Annotated in this window: 17 protein-coding genes, 2 tRNA genes and 1 pseudogene; 14 read left to right on the forward strand and 6 right to left on the reverse strand. The window is 45.0% G+C overall.

The annotated features are described in order from the left end of the window. Window positions 1-87: 87 nt before the first annotated feature. Together KFV11_RS01535 and KFV11_RS01540 are read right to left on the reverse strand one after the other, a co-directional pair. Window positions 88-756: an ABC transporter ATP-binding protein gene (locus KFV11_RS01535; RefSeq protein WP_254250156.1), complete on the reverse strand. Its 669-nt coding sequence runs from the start codon at window positions 754-756 to the stop codon at window positions 88-90. Window positions 757-765: 9 nt separating this feature from the next. Then, window positions 766-1815, reverse strand: a complete 1050-nt coding sequence (locus KFV11_RS01540; protein ID WP_254250157.1) for an ABC transporter permease — start codon at window positions 1813-1815, stop codon at window positions 766-768. Between the two features lie 452 nt (window positions 1816-2267). Here KFV11_RS01540 and KFV11_RS01545 point away from each other — a divergent pair, with 452 nt between their 5' ends. The 5 genes from KFV11_RS01545 (at window position 2268) to KFV11_RS01565 (ending at window position 6638) form a co-directional block, all read left to right on the forward strand. Then, the gene (locus KFV11_RS01545; RefSeq protein ID WP_254250158.1) at window positions 2268-3986 is read left to right on the forward strand and encodes an ABC transporter ATP-binding protein; all 1719 of its coding nucleotides are present in this window, start codon (window positions 2268-2270) and stop codon (window positions 3984-3986) included. A gap of 81 nt (window positions 3987-4067) precedes the next feature. Continuing rightward, the gene (locus tag KFV11_RS01550) at window positions 4068-4286 is read left to right on the forward strand and encodes a hypothetical protein (RefSeq protein ID WP_149459640.1); all 219 of its coding nucleotides are present in this window, start codon (window positions 4068-4070) and stop codon (window positions 4284-4286) included. Between the two features lie 95 nt (window positions 4287-4381). After that, window positions 4382-4894: a hypothetical protein gene (locus KFV11_RS01555; protein ID WP_149459641.1), complete on the forward strand. Its 513-nt coding sequence runs from the start codon at window positions 4382-4384 to the stop codon at window positions 4892-4894. Window positions 4895-5256: 362 nt separating this feature from the next. Beyond that, window positions 5257-5862 (forward strand): transglycosylase family protein, encoded by a 606-nt coding sequence (locus KFV11_RS01560; RefSeq protein WP_254250159.1) that lies wholly within the window; start codon window positions 5257-5259, stop codon window positions 5860-5862. Window positions 5863-6119: 257 nt separating this feature from the next. After that, window positions 6120-6638, forward strand: a complete 519-nt coding sequence (locus KFV11_RS01565; RefSeq protein ID WP_149459643.1) for a YdhK family protein — start codon at window positions 6120-6122, stop codon at window positions 6636-6638. A 41-nt stretch (window positions 6639-6679) separates the two neighbouring features. On the opposite strand, the gene hxlB is transcribed toward KFV11_RS01565, so the two are convergent. From hxlB to KFV11_RS01580, 3 genes are all read right to left on the reverse strand, one after another. After that, window positions 6680-7234: a 6-phospho-3-hexuloisomerase gene (gene hxlB, locus KFV11_RS01570; protein WP_254250160.1), complete on the reverse strand. Its 555-nt coding sequence runs from the start codon at window positions 7232-7234 to the stop codon at window positions 6680-6682. Beyond that, window positions 7234-7863: a 3-hexulose-6-phosphate synthase gene (gene hxlA / locus KFV11_RS01575; RefSeq protein ID WP_254250161.1), complete on the reverse strand. Its 630-nt coding sequence runs from the start codon at window positions 7861-7863 to the stop codon at window positions 7234-7236. The genes hxlB and hxlA overlap by 1 nt, the downstream gene beginning before the upstream one ends. 163 nt (window positions 7864-8026) lie before the next feature. Then, window positions 8027-8497, reverse strand: a complete 471-nt coding sequence (locus tag KFV11_RS01580; RefSeq protein WP_254250162.1) for a GNAT family N-acetyltransferase — start codon at window positions 8495-8497, stop codon at window positions 8027-8029. Window positions 8498-8647: 150 nt separating this feature from the next. Here KFV11_RS01580 and KFV11_RS01585 point away from each other — a divergent pair. Next, window positions 8648-9778: pseudogene (locus tag KFV11_RS01585) on the forward strand (SulP family inorganic anion transporter); the annotation flags it as partial. A gap of 123 nt (window positions 9779-9901) precedes the next feature. Here the strand turns inward: KFV11_RS01585 and KFV11_RS01590 are convergent. Further along, on the reverse strand, window positions 9902-10336 hold the full coding sequence (locus KFV11_RS01590; RefSeq protein ID WP_149459648.1) for a GNAT family N-acetyltransferase: 435 nt from the start codon (window positions 10334-10336) through the stop codon (window positions 9902-9904). A gap of 253 nt (window positions 10337-10589) precedes the next feature. On the opposite strand from KFV11_RS01590, the gene KFV11_RS01595 reads away from it, so the two are divergent. The 8 genes from KFV11_RS01595 (at window position 10590) to ppdK (ending at window position 19254) form a co-directional block, all read left to right on the forward strand. Then, window positions 10590-10662 (forward strand) — tRNA-Arg (locus KFV11_RS01595). A 4-nt stretch (window positions 10663-10666) separates the two neighbouring features. Next, window positions 10667-10737, forward strand: a tRNA-Thr gene (locus tag KFV11_RS01600). Window positions 10738-11014: 277 nt separating this feature from the next. Further along, on the forward strand, window positions 11015-11866 hold the full coding sequence (locus tag KFV11_RS01605; RefSeq protein WP_170234604.1) for a glycerophosphodiester phosphodiesterase: 852 nt from the start codon (window positions 11015-11017) through the stop codon (window positions 11864-11866). Between the two features lie 95 nt (window positions 11867-11961). Beyond that, a complete protein-coding gene (locus tag KFV11_RS01610) occupies window positions 11962-12441 on the forward strand; it encodes a peptide-methionine (S)-S-oxide reductase (RefSeq protein WP_254250163.1) in 480 nt (159 codons plus the stop codon). A gap of 159 nt (window positions 12442-12600) precedes the next feature. Then, window positions 12601-14481, forward strand: coding sequence for a heavy metal translocating P-type ATPase (locus tag KFV11_RS01615; RefSeq protein WP_149459651.1), 1881 nt, complete (start codon window positions 12601-12603; stop codon window positions 14479-14481). Window positions 14482-14602: 121 nt separating this feature from the next. Continuing rightward, window positions 14603-15586: a VOC family protein gene (locus tag KFV11_RS01620; RefSeq protein WP_254250164.1), complete on the forward strand. Its 984-nt coding sequence runs from the start codon at window positions 14603-14605 to the stop codon at window positions 15584-15586. A 51-nt stretch (window positions 15587-15637) separates the two neighbouring features. Next, the gene (locus KFV11_RS01625) at window positions 15638-16498 is read left to right on the forward strand and encodes a prephenate dehydrogenase (RefSeq protein ID WP_254250165.1); all 861 of its coding nucleotides are present in this window, start codon (window positions 15638-15640) and stop codon (window positions 16496-16498) included. A 134-nt stretch (window positions 16499-16632) separates the two neighbouring features. After that, window positions 16633-19254, forward strand: coding sequence for a pyruvate, phosphate dikinase (gene ppdK / locus KFV11_RS01630; protein ID WP_254250166.1), 2622 nt, complete (start codon window positions 16633-16635; stop codon window positions 19252-19254). Window position 19255: the final 1 nt, after the last annotated feature.

Consider the following 19255-nt stretch of genomic DNA (forward strand, 5'->3'; position numbering starts at 1 on the left):
TTCGGATTTTTTAATATGTTTAATGAGTCAATCCATATTCATACGACACGCCTAAATGGTCTCTTAATATTTTGCTTTCATCTTCTGTTAGTCTTGAAGCGTCAAATTCCCATCTTCCATGACATAGACTTTATCGAAATAATCCAATAGGCGGTTATCATGAGTGACGATAATTGCTGCTTTGTTTGTCTCTTTGACGATGCGCTGAATCATTTCAATCACTTCATATGCACGCGCACTGTCCAGGCTTGCTGTTGGTTCGTCAGCGAGAATGAGTGATGGATTCGTATAGATAGCCTTCAATATCGCTACACGCTGGCGTTGTCCGCCTGATAGTTCAGCCGGGAACTGATTCATCACAGCTGTTAAACCTAGCGTCTCAACTTGGGCCTTGAAGTCAGCCGGTTGAATATGATTCTTATTCACTTGAGCAAGCAGCTTGAACTGATCCTTCACTTTCAGAAAAGGCACTAAGTTGGATGACTGTAAAATGAATCCAATGTGTTTCAGACGTATTTTAGCGCGCTGTCTCTCTGACAGCTTGCTCACGTCCTGATTATTGATGATGACTTTGCCGTTCGTCGGCTGCTGCAGCAGGCCTGCAATTGTCAAGAAGGTACTTTTACCGGAACCTGACGGGCCGATCACAGCTGCCATTTCTCCTGCGTTAATATTAAAATCTACAGGTTTTAATGCTTCTATGTACGTCTGATCTTTCCCGAATGATTTATTGACTTCAGTTAATGTTAATACCATGTCATCACCTTATCCTATCGTTTTTAGTGGATCTACTTTCTGGATGGAGCGGATAGAGAATAATCCACCGATGACTGCCGTCACTATGATCACAGCTGCGTAAACAGCGATGGTCGGCCAGATAAACTTAATGGGTACGACGTCCGGGATGATAGCCGCTGTAATGGCGGTGAGTCCCAGCGCAATGAGTACTGCGATGACAGACAATATCAGCGTCTGGATGACGAGAGATTTAGCGAGGAAGCCGTTGCTGATTCCCTGCGCTTTAAGCAATCCGAAGACAGGTGCTTTCTGAATCGTCAATATATATAAGAATATACCGATGATGAATGTCGCAATCGTAAACAGGAAATAACTCATGACATCAAGCGTTAACTTCTGTTCGGTATAACCCGGGAGCTTCGTGATGAACGTCTCCTTATCAATTGCTTCAAAGTCACTGTCAATCGTCTTATCCTTATAGGCCTTATCTTTTATAAGGAACGCATTTGCTTTATCTTTAAGGCGGTTCATGGATAAGCGGTCTGCTGTCGTTTGATTGCTATAGAGGATGTTAGCCGCATTATATTTGGCGTTATTAGTGAATCCTACTATCGTTAAATCATCATCACTGCCCGCGATGTCTACTGTATCCCCGATACTGAAGCCTTTTTGCTTCAAAGCGTCATTGGCGACCACTTCATCATCAGCAGCAAACGATGTTCCCTCCGTGATGTTAGGATTGATGAATGTCTCTTTATCGATACCGAACAGCAATGTGTTCTGCTTATTATCACCTTTAGCAATAATCACAGCAAGCTGTTTAATAGGAGCTGCTTTATCGAACTGGTCATCTAGAGCATCTTCATCCATGATTGATTGAGCCAGGTTTCGATTTGACTCCTTCGTCACTATAATAGCATCCGGATCCCACTGATCAATCGCTTCCCGGTTCATCCCCATTAATCCGTTGGATAACCCTGAAATTAAAAACAGTAAATATGAGATCAATACAAGTACACCGATAATCAGCGAAAACTTGAGCTTGTTATGCATTATTTCTTTCCAGGCTAAAAACATTGATTTTCCCCATTTCTAAGTCTGCCGTATGTTCATTCTACTATATAACAAAAAATACACCTTAAATAGAGTATATGCCTTAATTAAGTGTAATGGAACGAGAAAAGCTAGGATGAGTTGGACAAAAAAATATGAGCTGCAAGCGGCATGCTCATATTAATGACTGTAATATCGCTGCCAGACTGAGCAGATATTTCAATGTTTAAAGCGATGGAAACAGCGTTTATAACACTGGGCGATTTTAAGGTATGTGCTATCATTGTGAAAAATGTGTACAGTGGAATAGAAGAAAATCTCAGTGTGATGATTGTTAGCAGAAACTTGATTATTGTATGGCTATTATTTATATAGAACTCATCTATTCCAAATTTTATAAATAATTTCAGCTCATACTAGAGAGAAATAAGATATATTAATAATGAGCTGAATTATTATAGCGATGGAGGTAACACATGAAAAGGTTTTTTGATTACTACAAGCCTTATAAAGGGTTATTTGTGCTGGACTTTGGTTCAGCTGTTTTTGTCGGTGTGCTTGAGCTGATTTTTCCGTTGATGACGAGTCTGTTCATTGACCAGCTGCTCCCATCCAAGGAATGGAACAAGATTGTACTCGGTGCGGTCGGTTTATTTGCGGTCTTTGCTTTTGTCACGGTGCTGAAATTTATCGTGACGTACTGGGGTCATAAGCTCGGGACTAATATTGAACGTGATATTCGAAATGAGCTGTACCGGCACCTGCAGCGCTTGAATTTCAATTTCTTCGACAACAACAAGACGGGGAAACTGATCGGCCGGCTGACGAATGATTTGATGGACATCGGAGAACTGGCGCATCACGGTCCGGAGGAAGTATTTGTCGCTGTGATGACCGTGATTGGGGCGCTGGTCATCATGCTGACGATTGATGTCAAGCTTGCGCTCATTACGTTTTGTATCGTACCGATTATTTTTGTCTTGACGATTTACTTCAACCAGAAGATGACGACGCAGTTCAGACGGCTGTTCAGCAACGTCTCAACATTTAACGACGTCATCGGTGAAAGCATCGGCGGCATCCGCCTGGTACAGGCGTTTACGAATGAACGGTTTGAAGCGGACCGCTTCCACACAGCGAATGAAGACTTCCGCGCGACGAAGCTGAAAGCTTATAACTTTATGTCATGGAATTCGTCAATCGGTTATATGTCACAGAAATTCACGCTCATTATCGTGCTTATTCTCGGCTGTTATTTCGTACTGCATGACATGATGAGTTACGGTGAGTTTGTTGCGTTTATTATGATTACAGATATTTTGTTCAAGCCGCTGCAGTCGATTAACTTAATCATTGAGCTGTTCCCGAAAGGCATCGCGGGCTTCAGCAACTTCAAAGAGCTGATGAACACACCAGTTGCTATTAAAGATGCAGCGCACGCGGTTGCGTTTGAAGGAGTTCCTGAAACAATTCGTTATGAGGACGTGACTTTTAAGTACGATGATGAAGTGATTCTGGATCACTTATCATTCTCGGTTCGGCGCGGTGAGAAGATTGCGCTGGTCGGGCCGAGCGGCGGCGGGAAGACGACTATATGCTCACTGCTGCCGAGGTTCTATGACCCATATAGCGGTGCTGTGACGATTAACGGTCGTGACACCCGGGACTACACGCTTGAATCACTCAGGAGGCAGATCGGTGTTGTTCAGCAGGATGTGTTCTTGTTCAGCGGGACATTGCGGGACAATATAGCCTATGGTAACTTAACAGCAACAGATGAAGAGATTATGAGAGCGGTCGAGCAGGCACAGTTAAAGTCGTTTATTGATACATTACCGCAAGGCATCCATACGATTGTCGGTGAACGCGGAACGAAGCTGTCAGGTGGTCAGAAGCAGCGTGTATCGATCGCGCGGATGTTTCTGAAGAACCCGCCGATTATTATTCTTGATGAAGCGACAAGCGCACTTGACGTGGAAACAGAGAATAGAATACAGGCAGCCTTCAAACAGCTGTCTGAAGGTCGTACGACATTGACGATTGCGCACCGGTTATCGACCATTCGTGATGTCGACCGTATTTTCTTTATAGAAGACGGTAGAATTGTCGAAGAAGGCAGTCATGAAGCGCTGCTCGAGAAAAAAGGGAAGTATTATGCACTGCAGCAGGCGCAATATGAACAAGTGCTCGGATAAATATAGAATTATTTGTATTATAATGACAAACATATATAATGGGTTATAATCCATCATTCTAAAAGAGACGGGGGAATCAAGATGGCAAACAACTGGCCGCCGAAACATGCAGGGGAACATAATCCACAAGGACGTACCGGCAATAAAGACTGGGATGAACCGGGGTTAAAGGGTCGTGAAGATGAAAGTTTTGCTAAAGGTGTTATGAATAGCGCTAATATAACAGAAACAGGGATGGGATTCATCAATAAAATTTCATCGCTGTTAATTTATCGGGACGAAGGCAGAAAAAATAAGTGATGGTTTTTTTATAATCTCAAGTGCGCCGCTGATCGGCGATGCCCTGTGAATAGGTTATAATCATCCATCATTACCGTTAACTACAGGAGGTCACGATGACTCAATTATCTATCCAGCAGGCGATTTTTCTTATCAGTACACTGCGTCAACAGCTGAACCGTGAGCTGCAGAAGTTCCATTCTGAGTATAGAACACCGATTGCAGTGAACAGCAAGACGATTGTCACAGCAGAGAAGTCACAGAAGGTCATTGATTCACTAGCGAAGATCGACCAGCTGAAACATGATATCGTTGCGCTTAAGACGGCAATCCATCTGAAGAACTCAGCGACTGACATTGCTGACGGGACGACTGCTTCTGACATGCTCGAGCAGCTGAAGCTAGAGCGCAAGATCATAGAAGATTTGCAGAACTATACAGAGTTCGGTTACGGTCAGGAGCGCATTAAGACGGTGGCGGGCGTCGGCGTCGTTGAGGAAGGGATTATAGAAGAAGACAGAGTGAACCGTTATATTGAAGAGCTGGAAGCGGCGGCGAACGTGAAGTCGATGACAGTAGACCAGTTCAACAGTACGACGATGATTGATGTCGCACTTAAAACACAGTAATCGCGCTTTGGTAGAAAGAACTTTTCTCACTAGAATCCTGTGATGCGGACGCTAACGTCTTACAACTTACACTTTGTTACGCCTTATGACTGCGAATCTAGAAGACGAAAGAGCCATGTTATTCTTTCGACGGGCGAGAGCCAAAAACTTCAGGTGCCAAGTTTTGCCTTTAGCGGTACCCTATTAATTAGCTCATTGATTATATTTCAATAGATGACAGCTGTATGTCACTTTGTTATGTTAGTTATCCCGCTGTAATAAATTGTTATTGCCATGTAACCTGCTATGACATTTCGTGTGTTAAGGTAGGCAATGTAGTTTCATTCTGATGAGCATCACTACATTTTTGGAGGTAATTAACAATGAATAAAACAATTTTAACGACATTAACATTAGGCTTAGGAGTGACGTTTGCAGGCCATTCAGCGCATGCAGCAGAACAGCCTGTCAATAAAGCGGAACTTGCCGATCTTGCAATGAACCATCAGGCGCAGTTAAATAAAGCACCGGTTGAAGCGGGCACGTATAACTACGATTTTGATTATAATGGCTATCACTTTAACTTTGAATCTAACGGGTCATCATGGAGCTGGAAATATCATACAGCACCCGCACAAGCTGAAGTAGCGATGGCACAGCCTGTAGCAGCGCCAATGCCGGTAAAACAGCAGGCACCAGTGAAGCAGCAGGCACCTGTCAGCGAAGAAGCTGCTCAGTCAACGGCAACGGTACAAGTCAATGACCATTTACAATTAATCGCACAGCGTGAATCGGGCGGCAATATTCGTGCCATCAATCCGACATCCGGTGCTGCAGGTAAGTATCAGTTCCTGCAGACGACTTGGGACATTGTCGCACCGGCAGAGTGGAAAGGCAAGTCGCCTGCTTCTGCTCCGGAATCCGTTCAAGATGCAGCAGCGGTGAAACTATACAACGAATACGGCGCTTCTCAGTGGGTGACCGCATAATAAGCACCAATCCTCTTTCTGTTTAAGGAAAGAGGATTTTTTTGCGGCTTATTTTCCAAAAAGTGATTGAACAGCCATGTAATGCTGAGTTCATCTTGGACTTGACTGTACTATATTCAGTGACGCGGTTGAATACAGCTCCTTCTTCGCCGGCATAATCGAAAGACCTCAAAACGTTATGACTTGATATACCTGGATAGGGTATGTTAGCTTAAAGACAGCAGGACATTATGAATTCATTAAAGAGGAGGCGCATGATGAAGAAGCGTTTATTACTGACAGGAAGTATGATAGCAGTGCTCACATTGACAGGATGTAAAGCTGAGCCGCAGCAGACAGAACATCATCATTCATCCATGGATAAAGTCGTTCCTAAAGGGATGAAAAAAGCAGCGCATCCGAAATATGAAGTAGGAGACAAAGTAACGGTGCTGGCAGATCACATGGAAGGGATGAAAGGTGCGGCAGCAACAATATCGGGCGCATTTGACACAACAGTTTACAGCGTGTCATATAATCCGACAAATGGCGGTGACAAAGTGGATAACCATCAATGGGTCGTTCATGAAGAGCTGAAAGATGTGGGCGGACAGGCGCTGGCAAAGGGTGATAAGGCGGTCATCACAGCGTCTCATATGAAAGGGATGAAAGGTGCAGAGGCAACCATTGATTCTGCGAAGAAAACAACAGTCTATATGATTGACTATGTAGATCAGAAGACAGGCGAGAAGATGGTCAACCATAAATGGCTTGTTGAAGATGAACTTAAGCAATAAAGACGAAAAAAGACAGACATCAAAAGTGTCTGTCTTTTTTGCTATTCTAGGTTGGCATGATTTTTGTACATTTTTTCAGTGTCGAGCTCTTGTTTCTCCATTAATCTGAGAACAACAGCATCAAAGAAGAGCAGCATCGACTGTTCGAACAGTGAACCCATCGGCTGAATTGTCTTGTCGCTGGCTGACTGGTCTTTCGTAGCACCGGACAGTTCGACTGTGACGTCAGCAAGTTTAGCGATAGTGGACTCAGTTGCTGTCGTCACTACTGCAATCTTGCCGCCGAGTTGCTTCGCTTTGTCTGCGATCGCTGACAATGTCTTTGTTTCTCCTGAACCTGAGCAGATGATCAGCAAATCATCCGCTGCTAACGGTGCAGCAGCTGTTTCACCGACGACGTAGCATTCGATGCCCATATGCATCAGTCTCATGACAAAGGCTCTGCCCATCAGACCGGACCGTCCTGCGCCCGCAATGAATACTTTATCGGACTGCAGGATCTGATTGACGAGCTGTTCAGCTTCGCGCTCATTAATCGCAGCAGCGGCGGTTGTTAACTCCTGGATGATTTTGTTGAAGTAATTAGTTGTTTCCATTACTTGCTGATCAGTTCCTGCATTTGACGCGCTGTTTCTTTTTTGTCGTCCTGGCTTGTAATACCGCCGCCGACAATAATCAAGTCAGGCTGCTGCTTAATCACTTCAGGAAGTGTCTCCAGCTTAATACCGCCTGCAACAGCTGTTTTAGCGTTTGTCACAACACTTTTAATCGTTGCAAGGTCTTCGAATGAATCTTTACCGACTGCCTGCAGGTCATAACCTGTATGAACACAAATGTAATCCACGCCAAGGGCATCGAGTTCTTTTGCACGTGTTGCGATATCGCTGACAGCAATCATATCGACAAGGATTTCTTTTCCTTGTGCTTTTGCTTCTTTAACAGCACCTTTAATAGATTCATCTTCTGCTGCGCCGAGAATCGTAATGATATCTGCGCCGGCAGCTGCTGCCTGGCTCACTTCATAGCCTGCTGCATCCATGATTTTCAAGTCAGCAAGTACTGTCATATTCGGGAAAGCAGCTTTTACTTCTTTGACCGCTCTTAAGCCTTCGTTAATGACCACTGGTGTGCCGATTTCCACGACATCCACATATGCTTCTACTTCTTTTATCACTTCAATGGCACCTTGAATATCTACAAGATCTAATGCTAACTGTAACTTCATCTTTGTCCACTCCTCATCATTTGTTAAACAAGTGAAGCACTGTCCTTCACTTGGTCAAGTATAATGTATGCAGGTTGCTTGTACAAGCACATGGGCTTGAAGGGGAACGAAAATGGATAGTTGATAAAATTGAAATATATTAGCTGAAGTGAAGGCGTTCAGATCATTTATGCAAGTCTTTTAAATACCAGGCATCCATCGCCGAATGTTCTGATCCCGGCAGAGGCTGATCAAGCAGTTGGAAGCCGTATTTGTCATAGAGAATGCATGCAGTCTTCAGCTGGTGCATCGTCTCGAGATAGCATTTGTTATAGTGCGCTGCTGCAAAACTCAAGGCTGTATCCATAAGCTGTCTGGAGATGCCGCGGCCCTGAGCTCCAGGCTTCAAGTACAGTTTCTGCAGTTCGCAGATATCCCCGCTGAAAGGACCGATGCCGATGCCGCCGAGTAGTTCGCCGTCTTCTTCTGCGACCCAGTAGGCAGCGCCGTCAGCTGTATAATGCTCATAAAGTTTTCCGAGCTGCGGGTCATAATAAGCGGAACCTGGTATAGCGAGATCGTGAGCTTCTAATGAGCGCTGGATGATACTGTGGATCAGTGGATTGTCTTTCTGCTGAATATGACGAATGTTCATGGCGTACTCCTTTCGGTGATGAATATGAATAGCATTATATAATGAAAATTATCATTCGTCATTCAGTAATGAAGTGTCGGCTATGAAAAGACACAGTTTATCGAGAATAATTCATGTTATACTCATTTTAGTATTTTTATGGAGGTCATCATGATAAAACATATTAGAACACAGTGGCTGAATAACGCATGGGCCAATGTGCTCGCTGGAATTGTCGTCGCGCTGGCGCTCGTGCCTGAAGTCATCGCGTTTTCCGTCATTGCCGGCGTTGACCCGATGGTCGGCCTGTATGCGTCATTTGTCATCGCAGTGACCATCGCATTCACTGGCGGTCGCCCGGCGATGATTTCAGCGGCGGCCGGTGCGATCGCCCTGCTGGTCTACCCGCTGGTCAAAAACTACGGCGTCAACTATTTACTGGCGGCAACGTTGCTGATGGGTGTGATTCAGATCATACTCGGCCTGCTTAAAGTCGGCCATTTAATGAAATACATACCAAACACAGTGATGATCGGCTTTGTTGATGCACTGGCGATTCTTATTTTCCATTCCCAGCTGCAGCATATATTCGGCCGTTCATGGCAGACGTACGTGTTCACCGGCGTGACGATTGTCATCGTCCATTTCCTGCCGAAAGTGTTCACGAAAATACCGGCACCACTCATAGCAGTCGTGTTACTGACGACTATTTCCATTGTCACAAGCGCACCTGTCAGAACAGTCGGTGACCTCGGGGAGATCACACGCGCATTGCCGCATTTTCTCATCCCACATGTCCCGTTCACTGTTGAGACACTCATGATTATTCTGCCGTATTCTATCTCTATGGCAGTCGTCGGACTTGTTGAAAGCCTGCTGACCGCCCGTATTGTCGATGAGACACTGCAGTCTGACAGCGACAAAAATAAAGAAGCACGCGGACAGGGGATAGCGAACATATTATCCGGATTATTCGGTGGTATCGGCGGCTGCGCGATGATCGGTCAGTCCGTCATGAACTTAAAGTCAGGCGGTACTTCAAGGTTATCATCACTCACCGCCGGTCTCTTCCTTATGTTCATGATCATTGTGCTCGGTGATTTCCTTGTACAAATACCGATGGCAATATTAGCGGGTATTATGGTCGTTGTCGCGTTCAGTACATTTGAGTTCAAGACATTCAAACTCATGCGCACAGCACCGACAGCAGACACAGCTGTCATTGTCGTGACAGTCGTCCTCGTGCTGTTCACGCATAACCTGGCAGTCGGTGTGATTGTCGGCAGTGTGTTGAATGTGATATTGAAGCGGAAAATATAGACGTGTCACTAGAGTGGAGAATTAGGCCTATGTGATTTCGATGTCTGTCGCAATATTTATTTGAAACATGTGTAGTTGCAAACGAATGAAATCAAAAATTTTTTATTAAAGTATCTTAACAAATCCTGATGACTTTAAAATATAGTCGTTACTGATATAAAACTGATGAGCAATATTCCGTTCTTCACGATTTCCGCTATTTAAAGTGATAACTGTACAATGTTTTGTTTGAGAAAATTTTTCAGCTTCAATTAATAAACGGCTGCCAATACCTTTATTTCTATATTCAGAATCAATAATAAAAGCAAGTATTCTCATATAATTTCCATCTCTTTCAAAGAACATCATTCTGCACATTCCACAAAAGCCGATAATTCTTTGATTATGCTCTACAACTAATGCAAAATAATCTTTATGATTCATCAGTTTATCTAAACGTACTGAAAGCTCTTTATTAGTTGTTGGATATCCAAGTTCAGTAAATAATCGATCAAGTTTTCGTGAATCTGTAGTATTGAATTCTCTAATTGTTATTTCCATAGTATTCTTCCTTAATAAATTTAGTGTTTTTGTTAATTATCACAGTAGCATAAAATTTTTTATAGCGTTAATAACTTTTGTTAAAGTTAATGTACTAATAATTAGCTTTTGTAATATGAAAGCATTTAATTTATTTTGAGAATTTCTGTTTAAAGTAGAAAAACTAAATAATGAAAAGCCATACTAGACAGTTTTGAAATTTTAACTGACAGTCATCACTGCTCTATGTTAAAATAATAATTCAGAACTCTATATCCTCGTAGCTCAGCTGGTAGAGCAACTCCCTCCTAAGGAGTAGGTCGTGCGTTCGAATCGCATCGAGGGTTTCAGGCCTCTATAGTTAAGTGGTATAACCCATCAATGGTAATGATGAATCCTCAGTTCGATTCTGGGTGGAGGCATCGGTAATATAAATAAGACGCACTTTCCATCACCGGAAAGTGCGTCTTATTATTTATAACAGAATAGTCGCAAGTATCGGCACGATGACGACGACGATAATACCGAAAGTTCATGATTTATTAACAAATCAACCGTTCTGTAAATTCCGTAGCTTCAGCATTAAGAGTTCAAAGTGTTTGTTAATATCGTAATAGAGCCCGTTATGACAACTTTTCATTGCTATAATATAGGTGCTTCACAGAACCAATTAACAAAAAATAAATGATGAGGATGGACATGAAAAAATCAATCGCTCTTTTATTTTCTGTACTAATTGTTTCACCGTTTCTGACATCAGAAGCTGAAGTCACAAAACCATTAACGATAGCCCATCGCGGCGCCAGCTATGATGCTCCTGAACATACATTTGCGTCTTACGACCTTGCCATCAAGCAGCAGGCGGACGTGATTGAAATTGACCTGCAGCTGACTAAAGACGGCGAAGTGGTCGCGTTTCACGATGAAACGCTCGAGCGGACGACGGACGGCGCTGGACTGGTGCGTCATAAGACGCTCGCTGAACTGAAGACGCTTGATGCCGGCAGCTGGTTCAATAAGAAATATCCTGAACGGGCTAAAGCTGCGTATTCACATGAGAAGATCAGAACGCTCGATGAAATACTGGCACGCTACGCCGGCAGAGCGAAGCTGAATATTGAGATGAAAGTGCCGGAGAAGAACAAAGGCATGGAGCAGCAGGTCGCTCTGTCGCTACAGCGGCACGGCATGCTGACGGCTGAGAACTTCAGCAATAGAACAGTCGTCGTGGAATCGTTCACGCCGGCTTCATTAAAGAAGCTGAAAACACTTGCACCCGGGCTGCCACTCAATCAGTCGATATGGAAAGGCGATGTCCGTAAGTTAGCACAGCCTGAACTGACAACAATTAAAACATATGCAGATTCTGTCTCGATCAATTATCAGGATGCCACTGCAGAAAATGTCAGACAATTGAAGCAGGCAGGCTTAATCGTCCGCTCCTATACAATCGATAATGAAAGAGATATGGAACGCCTATCGACATACGGCATCAGCGGCGTTTATACGAATCGGCCGAATGTCCATGTCATGATTACAAGTGATGGTTAACTGAACACAGAACCGAACGCCTCTATAACAGGCGTTATTTTTTTTATCAAAAATGTATAATGTAAATAAAGTGTAATGAATTGAGGGGGAGTAAGATGGAAACAATTTATATGGCAGGCGGCTGTCTCTGGGGCGTGCAGGCCTTTATTAAGACGATTCCGGGTGTAGTGAAGACAGAAGCGGGCAGAGCGAACGGCAGCAGCCGAACACTTGACGGAGACTATGACGGTTATGCGGAGTGCGTCAAAACCGTGTTTGATCCGGAAGTACTCTCACTTTATGAATTATTGGGCGAGTTCTTTCAGATCATTGATCCGTACAGTGTGGATAAGCAAGGCATCGATGTCGGCAGGAAGTATAGAACGGGCATCTACAGCGAAGACGATGATCATTTGGAGGCAGCGGCATCCTACATTACAGAGCGTCCAGATGCAAGCCGTATTAAAGTCGAAGTACTGCCGCTCATGAATTATATCCCGAGTGCGGAGGAACATCAGGATCATCTTGATAAGTTTCCGGACCATTACTGTCATATCCCGGTGGACTTAATGAACAAGCACCGTACCGGCAATTGACACTGACTCATCAACTCAATGATTATGATAATTATTCTCAATTATAATATATTATTCTCAATTAGATAATTTAATTGACTATTATTACTTATACAGATTATAATTATTATAAATAAGGGATGGTTATCTATACTCGATGAATGATAAGGAGTGATAGACATGTTTAACTATTTAATGAGATCAAGGCAGGGCCAGTTTCTGTTGATTGGTATTCTGTTCACTATACTAGGTTATATTTTATCCGGCATTAACATGCAGTTAAGCCGATTTCCGTTTTATATCGCTATATTCTTCTTAGGATTTTACGCGGCAAAGGAAGCAGTTGTTGAAACGATTCAGGCAAAATCACCGAACGTCGATCTGTTGATGATTCTTGCCGCGCTCGGCGCTGTCGTGATCAACTATGAGTCTGAAGGGGCGGTTCTGCTGTTAATATTCGCGGGAGCAGAAGCGCTGGAAGACTACGCGTCAAACAAATCAACGAATGCTATATCAGAACTGATGGCGCAAGTGCCGGATACCGCACACGTATTAAAAGCGAACGGTGAAATCATTAAAGTGCTGACTGATGAACTGCAAGTCGGAGATATAGTCGTTGTATCGAAAGGCGAGCAGATTCCGATTGACGGTATGATAGACCGCGCGGCGATGGTCAATGAATCAGCGCTGACAGGTGAAGCAGTTCCTGTCGAGAAAGAAAGCGGCGCAGAAGTATTTGCCGGAACAATCAATGAAGGCAACGTCTTCTATCTGCGGGTGAACAAATTAAGCAGTGAGACTGTGTTCTCAAATATTATCCGGATGGTTGAAGAAGCACAGAACAGACCATCGAAAGTATCGAAGTTCATCGACCGGATCGAAGCAAAGTATGTCATCGGTGTGCTGATTGCCGTACCAATCTTTATCTTTATTCTGTATTATTTCAATCATCTCGGCTTCCAGGAAGCGTTCTACCGAGGAATGGTGCTGCTGACAGTCGCAAGCCCATGTGCCTTAGTAGCATCCGCAACACCTGCTACGCTCAGTGCCATCAGTAACGGTGCGAAAAATGGTGTGCTGTTCAAAGGCGGTGCTGCCATGGAAGCACTCAGCAGAATGGACGTATTATACAGCGACAAAACAGGGACGCTGACGCTCGGCGAATTCCAAGTGACCGATTATGAGGTACCGGAAGATGTCTTAAAAGAAGTTGTCTATATGGAACAGCAATCCAGTCATCCGATTGCACAGGCTATCGTCACGGGGTTCAAAGAACTGAATCTCGATACGGTTGATCAGACACAGCCTGTTGAAGAGAAAACAGCTTCCGGCTTAGTTAAAGGTGCTATTAAAGTCGGTAAACCGTCAGCATTTGCCGGTTACCGGGATAACCATCACTATCAGGCAAAAGCAGCTGAAGGGAAGACGACTGTTCTCGTCAGCAAAGGTGATGACATCGTCGGTTATTTCTCACTTGCTGACCAGGTGCGTCAAGAATCGGTGTCAGCAGTATCGGGATTCCAGCAGCAGAATATCGATGTCATTCTACTTACCGGTGATAATGAACAGGTGGCTAAAAAGGTCGCTGATGAAGTCGGTATTACGCACTATATTCCGTCGTGTCTGCCGGAAGACAAAATTAACTATGTCACTGCCAGCCAGAAGAACAACAAGCTGGTTGGTATGATCGGTGATGGTATCAATGATGCGCCGGCATTAGCCAGTGCAGATATCGGTATCGCGATGGGCAGCGGTTCATCGGTCGCGATGGAATCAGCTGATGTCGTCATCGTGAAAAGTGATTTATTGAAATTACTCTATAGTTTTAACTTAAGCAGAAGATTGAACAGTAAAATTATGATGAACGTTGTATTTTCACTGTCAGTCATCGTCATTCTCGTCATACTGAATATTTTCGGCTTGCTCAGCCTGCCGACAGCCGTGCTGTTCCACGAAGGCTCGACGATACTTGTCATCCTGAACGGTCTGCTGCTGTTAAGACAGCGGAAAGAAGCAGTAGAGCGGCAATCTAGAGTAGCAGTAGATCACACTGTTAACTAAATGAAACCTTATTACAGCTTTTGCTGTGATAAGGTTTTTTGTTGCCGCCAGTTCATAAGAGCAGAATGAGTACTAAGTTTATGGTATAATTTTTATACTAATTAAACAGAAGGAGTATATAATGAGACAAATTTTAGGTCATCACCATGCATCAGGCATCACAAAGGATGCATCAGACAATTATCATTTTTATGCGGAGATTCTTGGGATGCGGCTTGTGAAGAAGACGGTCAATCAAGATAGCCCGGACATGTATCACTTGTTTTTCGGCGACCGTATTGGTAACGAAGGAACAGATATCACGTTCTTTGAAATACCGATGGCAGGGCGCACGTGGCGGGGGTCAGACAGCATCACGCGTATTTCACTGCGCGTACCGACTGACGCGGCCATCCATTATTTTAAGCAGCGCTTCGACGACTTTAATGTACCGTACAAAGAACCCGTGCGCATCAACTCACGGCTGACACTTGAATTCGAAGATTTTGATCAGCAGCGGCTCGCACTAGTCAGTGACGAGAACGAAGCGTATGTCCCGCACTATGAACCATGGGACAACAGTCCTGTGCCGACTGAATATCAGATTGCAGGGCTCGGTCCATTCCAGCTGGATGTCAGCGATATTGACAGCTTTGAAGAAATGCTGAAAAATGTATTCAGCTACCGCATAGCACCGTCATTTGTTCATCCGGGAACAGGTGACACGATACGTGTGTACAGCGTTAATAAAGGGGGCAGCAGCGATGAGCTTCACGTGAAACATAACATCAGTGAAAGAGAACGTCCGGGACGAGGAAGCATGCATCATATTGCACTGCAGGTTAAAGATGAAGCGGAGCTGGAAGAATGGCTGGGCTGGCTGCGTGAAAATGGGCTTATGACGTCACCGGTCATTGACCGTTTCTTCTTTAAGTCACTTTATATTACGACACCTGAACGGATTGTCATTGAGCTGGCAACGAACGGACCAGGATTTTTGGAGAATGAGCAGGAAGCAACTTTAGGTGAACAGTTATCACTGCCGCCGTTTTTAGAAGCAGATAGAGTGGAGATTGAAAGTAGATTAGCACCTATCCGGACGACAGGCGGGTCAGCTGATGAATGAACTGAATTTATTGTTACGCTTTAAACCATTAAAAGGTATAGAGGTGACTCAATGAATATTGCAATAGTAGGACTCGGTGTCATTGGTGGTACATTCGCGAAAGCCATTCGTAGTCATAATGAAGACCACCGTATTATGGCGATTGATACAAACTTAGAAACATTAAAACTGGCACAGGACGAGGGATTCATCGATCACGGGGAAACCGTGAATAAGACGGTGCTGCAGCAGGCGGACCTTGTTATATTTGCGCTCTATCCAGAAGTGATGAAAGAATATGTCCGCACGCATCAAAATGATTTCAAGGCAGGGGCGATTATCACTGACACAACAGGTGTCAAGCGTACTGTCATTGCTTCGATGGCTGACGTCATCCCTGAACAGGTCGATTTCATCTTCGGACACCCCATGGCCGGCCGAGAAAAGCGTGGATTTGAATATGCTGATGCAAGTGTCTTTGAAGGTGCTAATTATGTGATTACACCGACAGACCGTAATAAGCAGGAAAATATTGACTGGTTCAAAGACTTTCTGTCTCACTTAGGATTCAAACGGGTGACGATGACAGACGCCAATACACATGATGAGATGATTGCTCATACAAGTCAGCTGACCCATGCGATTGCGGTCGCCTTGATCAACAGTGATGACCGGTCGCATGAAACCATCCGCTTCATCGGTGACAGCTATCGTGACTTAACGCGCATTGCCAACATGAACGAAAAATTATGGCCCGAACTCTTCATGAATAACAAAGATCACTTAATCACCTATATCGAACGGTTTGAAGAAGCATTACGGGAACTGAAAACTGCGATACAGGACGACGATGCTCACAAGATGGAACAAATATTCAAGGAATCAACAGCCCGCCGGCTGAAATTGCAGGAATCGGATTTAAGAGTAAAATAGTTATGACATGCGCCTTTATTAAAAAGAGGGGCATTTTTTTAGATCGTCGCTCAGTTTTTGATTGTCATTTTATTTTTAATATGACATACTAATTAACAAATAGTATAACACATTAAATTTTGAGGTGATGAGTCGTGACTAAATATATTTATGCATTTGAAGAAGGCAGGCAATCAATGAAAGACCTGTTAGGCGGTAAAGGAGCCAATTTATCAGAGATGATGCGTCTAGGGCTGCCTGTGCCGAATGGTTTCACGATTACGACTGAAGCATGCATTGAATATTTGAAGCAGGGCGAGACGCTGTCAGACGAGCTGCTGGCAGAGCTCGAGACGCAGTTAAAGCGTCTGTCGGATACGACCGGCAAGGCTTTTTCTGCTGATGACAACTTACTGCTCGTCTCTGTCCGGAGCGGTGCGAAGATTTCGATGCCGGGTATGATGGACACGATTTTGAACTTAGGATTAAATGATGACAATGTGGAGAAGCTCGCTCGGAAGACAAATGATCCGCGTTTCGCGTATGACTGCTACCGTCGTCTGCTGCAGATGTTCGGTCAAGTCGTCTATAATATTCCGATGGCAGCGTTCGATGAGTACTTCAATGAGTTCAAGCAGGAGCACGGCTATACAAGTGACGCTGCTATTTCAGCGGACCATTTACAGACCATCTGCAGTCACTACAAGGAAGTCTATGTCGAAGAAGTGTATCAGGCGTTCCCGCAGAATCCGCTTGACCAGCTGCGTGCAGCGATCGAAGCGGTCTTCAAATCTTGGAATAACGACCGTGCCCGCGTGTACCGTGAGCTGAACGAGATTCCTCACGATATCGGCACTGCAGTGAACGTGCAGGAAATGGTGTTCGGTAACAGCGGTGACAAGAGCGGGACAGGTGTGGCATTCACGCGGAACCCGTCGACCGGTGAGAACGTATTGTACGGTGAGTATTTACTGAATGCCCAAGGTGAAGATGTCGTTGCCGGTATCCGTACCCCGCAGAAAATCTCGACGTTAAACGACCAGATGCCGGATGTCTACCAGCAGTTCGTTGATGTCACAGAACGTCTAGAAGCACATTACAAAGATATGCAGGACATTGAGTTCACCATTGAAAACGAAAAATTATATATACTGCAGACCCGTAACGGGAAACGCACCGCAAAAGCCGCGATGAAAATTGCAGCTGATATGGTGGAGGACGGTGTATTATCGACAGCAGATGCGATAGCGAAAGTAGACGTGCGGTCAATCGACCAGCTGCTGCACCCGGCATTTCATCCGGCCGCACTGGCACATACTGAAACGATTTCAACGATCGGTCTGCCGGCGAGCCCCGGCGCTGCGACCGGCAAAGTTGTCTTCTCTGCCGCTGATGCGAAAGCACAGGCCGCAGCTGGAGAAAAAGTCATATTGATGCGTCCTGAAACGTCTCCGGAAGATATCGAAGGGATGATTGCAGCGGAAGCCATTATTACAACACACGGTGGGATGACATCCCATGCGGCAGTCGTCGCCCGCGGCATGGGGAAATGCTGTGTGACGGGCTGTTCCGACTTGACAATCAACACTAAAGAAAAACGCGTCATTTATCCAGGCGGCACGATTGTTGAAGGAGATATCGTCTCAGTTGACGGTTCGACCGGCCGCGTCTATTTAGGTGAGCTTGAAACAGTGAGCGCAGAACACACGCCGGAATTCGAACAGTTCATGGAATGGGCGGCTGATGCCGGTCGGCTCAGCGTCCGCATGAATGCCGAGACAGAGGCGGATATTAAAGTCGGTTACGGCTTCAATGCTGCAGGGATCGGTTTAGTCCGTACTGAGCATATGTTCTTCGGCGCAGAACGCCTGGTTGAAATGCGCCGTTTTATTCTGTCATCTACGCAGGACGAGCGGCAGCAGGCACTGGACACCATCTTAAAATATCAGACAGAAGATTTTGAAGCGATCTTCAAATTATCCGGAGACCGGCCGACGATTGTCCGGCTGCTTGATCCACCGCTGCATGAGTTCCTGCCGCATTCAGCAGAAGAGATCGAGACAGTCGCTGCACAGCTTGGACTGTCCTCTGACAAGCTGACAGAACGCATGAAAGAACTGCAGGAAGTCAACCCGATGCTCGGCCACCGCGGCTGCCGCCTTGCCATCACGTATCCAGAACTGTATGAAATGCAGGCAGAGGCAATCATCAGCAGTGTTATCCGACTGAAATCGCAGGGTATAGAGTGTCAACCGGAAATTATGATTCCGCTTGTTGCGACGGTGAAAGAATTCACTGAGCTGAAAGCAGTGATTCACAACAAAGTACAGGCACTTGAAGCAGCAGAAAATACATCTGTCAGCTACTTGATAGGAACAATGATCGAAACGCCGCGCGCGTGCCTGATTGCAGGACAGCTCGCTGAAGAATGTGACTTCTTCAGTTTCGGGACGAATGATTTAACGCAGCTGACATACGGCTTCTCCCGCGATGATGCCGGTAAATTCATCGGTGAATATATCGACCGCGGCATTCTTGAAGTTGACCCGTTCCAGACGCTGGACGTTGCGGGTATCGGTCAGCTGATCAAGCTGACTGTCGAGCAGGCGAAAGCCGTGAAACCAGCCATTAAGATCGGTGTGTGCGGGGAACTGGGCGGCGATGCGAAGTCTATTCAGTTCTTCAATCAACTGGCCGTTGATTACGTGTCATGTTCTCCGTTCCGTGTACCAGGAGCAGTGCTTGCGGCAGCACAGAGTCAAGTAGCAGCACAGTAGG

Source organism: Macrococcus equipercicus, assembly GCF_024205945.1.
GTDB classification, from domain to species: domain Bacteria; phylum Bacillota; class Bacilli; order Staphylococcales; family Staphylococcaceae; genus Macrococcus; species Macrococcus equipercicus.

Bases quoted from the DNA above. Each gene is read 5' to 3' on its own strand.
- KFV11_RS01535 (WP_254250156.1), bottom strand. From the start codon at position 756: ATGGTATTAACATTAACTGAAGTCAATAAATCATTCGGGAAAGATCAG.
- KFV11_RS01540 (WP_254250157.1), bottom strand. From the start codon at position 1,815: ATGTTTTTAGCCTGGAAAGAAATAATGCATAACAAGCTCAAGTTTTCG.
- KFV11_RS01545 (WP_254250158.1), top strand. From the start codon at position 2,268: ATGAAAAGGTTTTTTGATTACTACAAGCCTTATAAAGGGTTATTTGTG.
- KFV11_RS01550 (WP_149459640.1), top strand. From the start codon at position 4,068: ATGGCAAACAACTGGCCGCCGAAACATGCAGGGGAACATAATCCACAA.
- KFV11_RS01555 (WP_149459641.1), top strand. From the start codon at position 4,382: ATGACTCAATTATCTATCCAGCAGGCGATTTTTCTTATCAGTACACTG.
- KFV11_RS01560 (WP_254250159.1), top strand. From the start codon at position 5,257: ATGAATAAAACAATTTTAACGACATTAACATTAGGCTTAGGAGTGACG.
- KFV11_RS01565 (WP_149459643.1), top strand. From the start codon at position 6,120: ATGAAGAAGCGTTTATTACTGACAGGAAGTATGATAGCAGTGCTCACA.
- hxlB (WP_254250160.1), bottom strand. From the start codon at position 7,234: ATGGAAACAACTAATTACTTCAACAAAATCATCCAGGAGTTAACAACC.
- hxlA (WP_254250161.1), bottom strand. From the start codon at position 7,863: ATGAAGTTACAGTTAGCATTAGATCTTGTAGATATTCAAGGTGCCATT.
- KFV11_RS01580 (WP_254250162.1), bottom strand. From the start codon at position 8,497: ATGAACATTCGTCATATTCAGCAGAAAGACAATCCACTGATCCACAGT.
- KFV11_RS01590 (WP_149459648.1), bottom strand. From the start codon at position 10,336: ATGGAAATAACAATTAGAGAATTCAATACTACAGATTCACGAAAACTT.
- KFV11_RS01605 (WP_170234604.1), top strand. From the start codon at position 11,015: ATGAAAAAATCAATCGCTCTTTTATTTTCTGTACTAATTGTTTCACCG.
- KFV11_RS01610 (WP_254250163.1), top strand. From the start codon at position 11,962: ATGGAAACAATTTATATGGCAGGCGGCTGTCTCTGGGGCGTGCAGGCC.
- KFV11_RS01615 (WP_149459651.1), top strand. From the start codon at position 12,601: ATGTTTAACTATTTAATGAGATCAAGGCAGGGCCAGTTTCTGTTGATT.
- KFV11_RS01620 (WP_254250164.1), top strand. From the start codon at position 14,603: ATGAGACAAATTTTAGGTCATCACCATGCATCAGGCATCACAAAGGAT.
- KFV11_RS01625 (WP_254250165.1), top strand. From the start codon at position 15,638: ATGAATATTGCAATAGTAGGACTCGGTGTCATTGGTGGTACATTCGCG.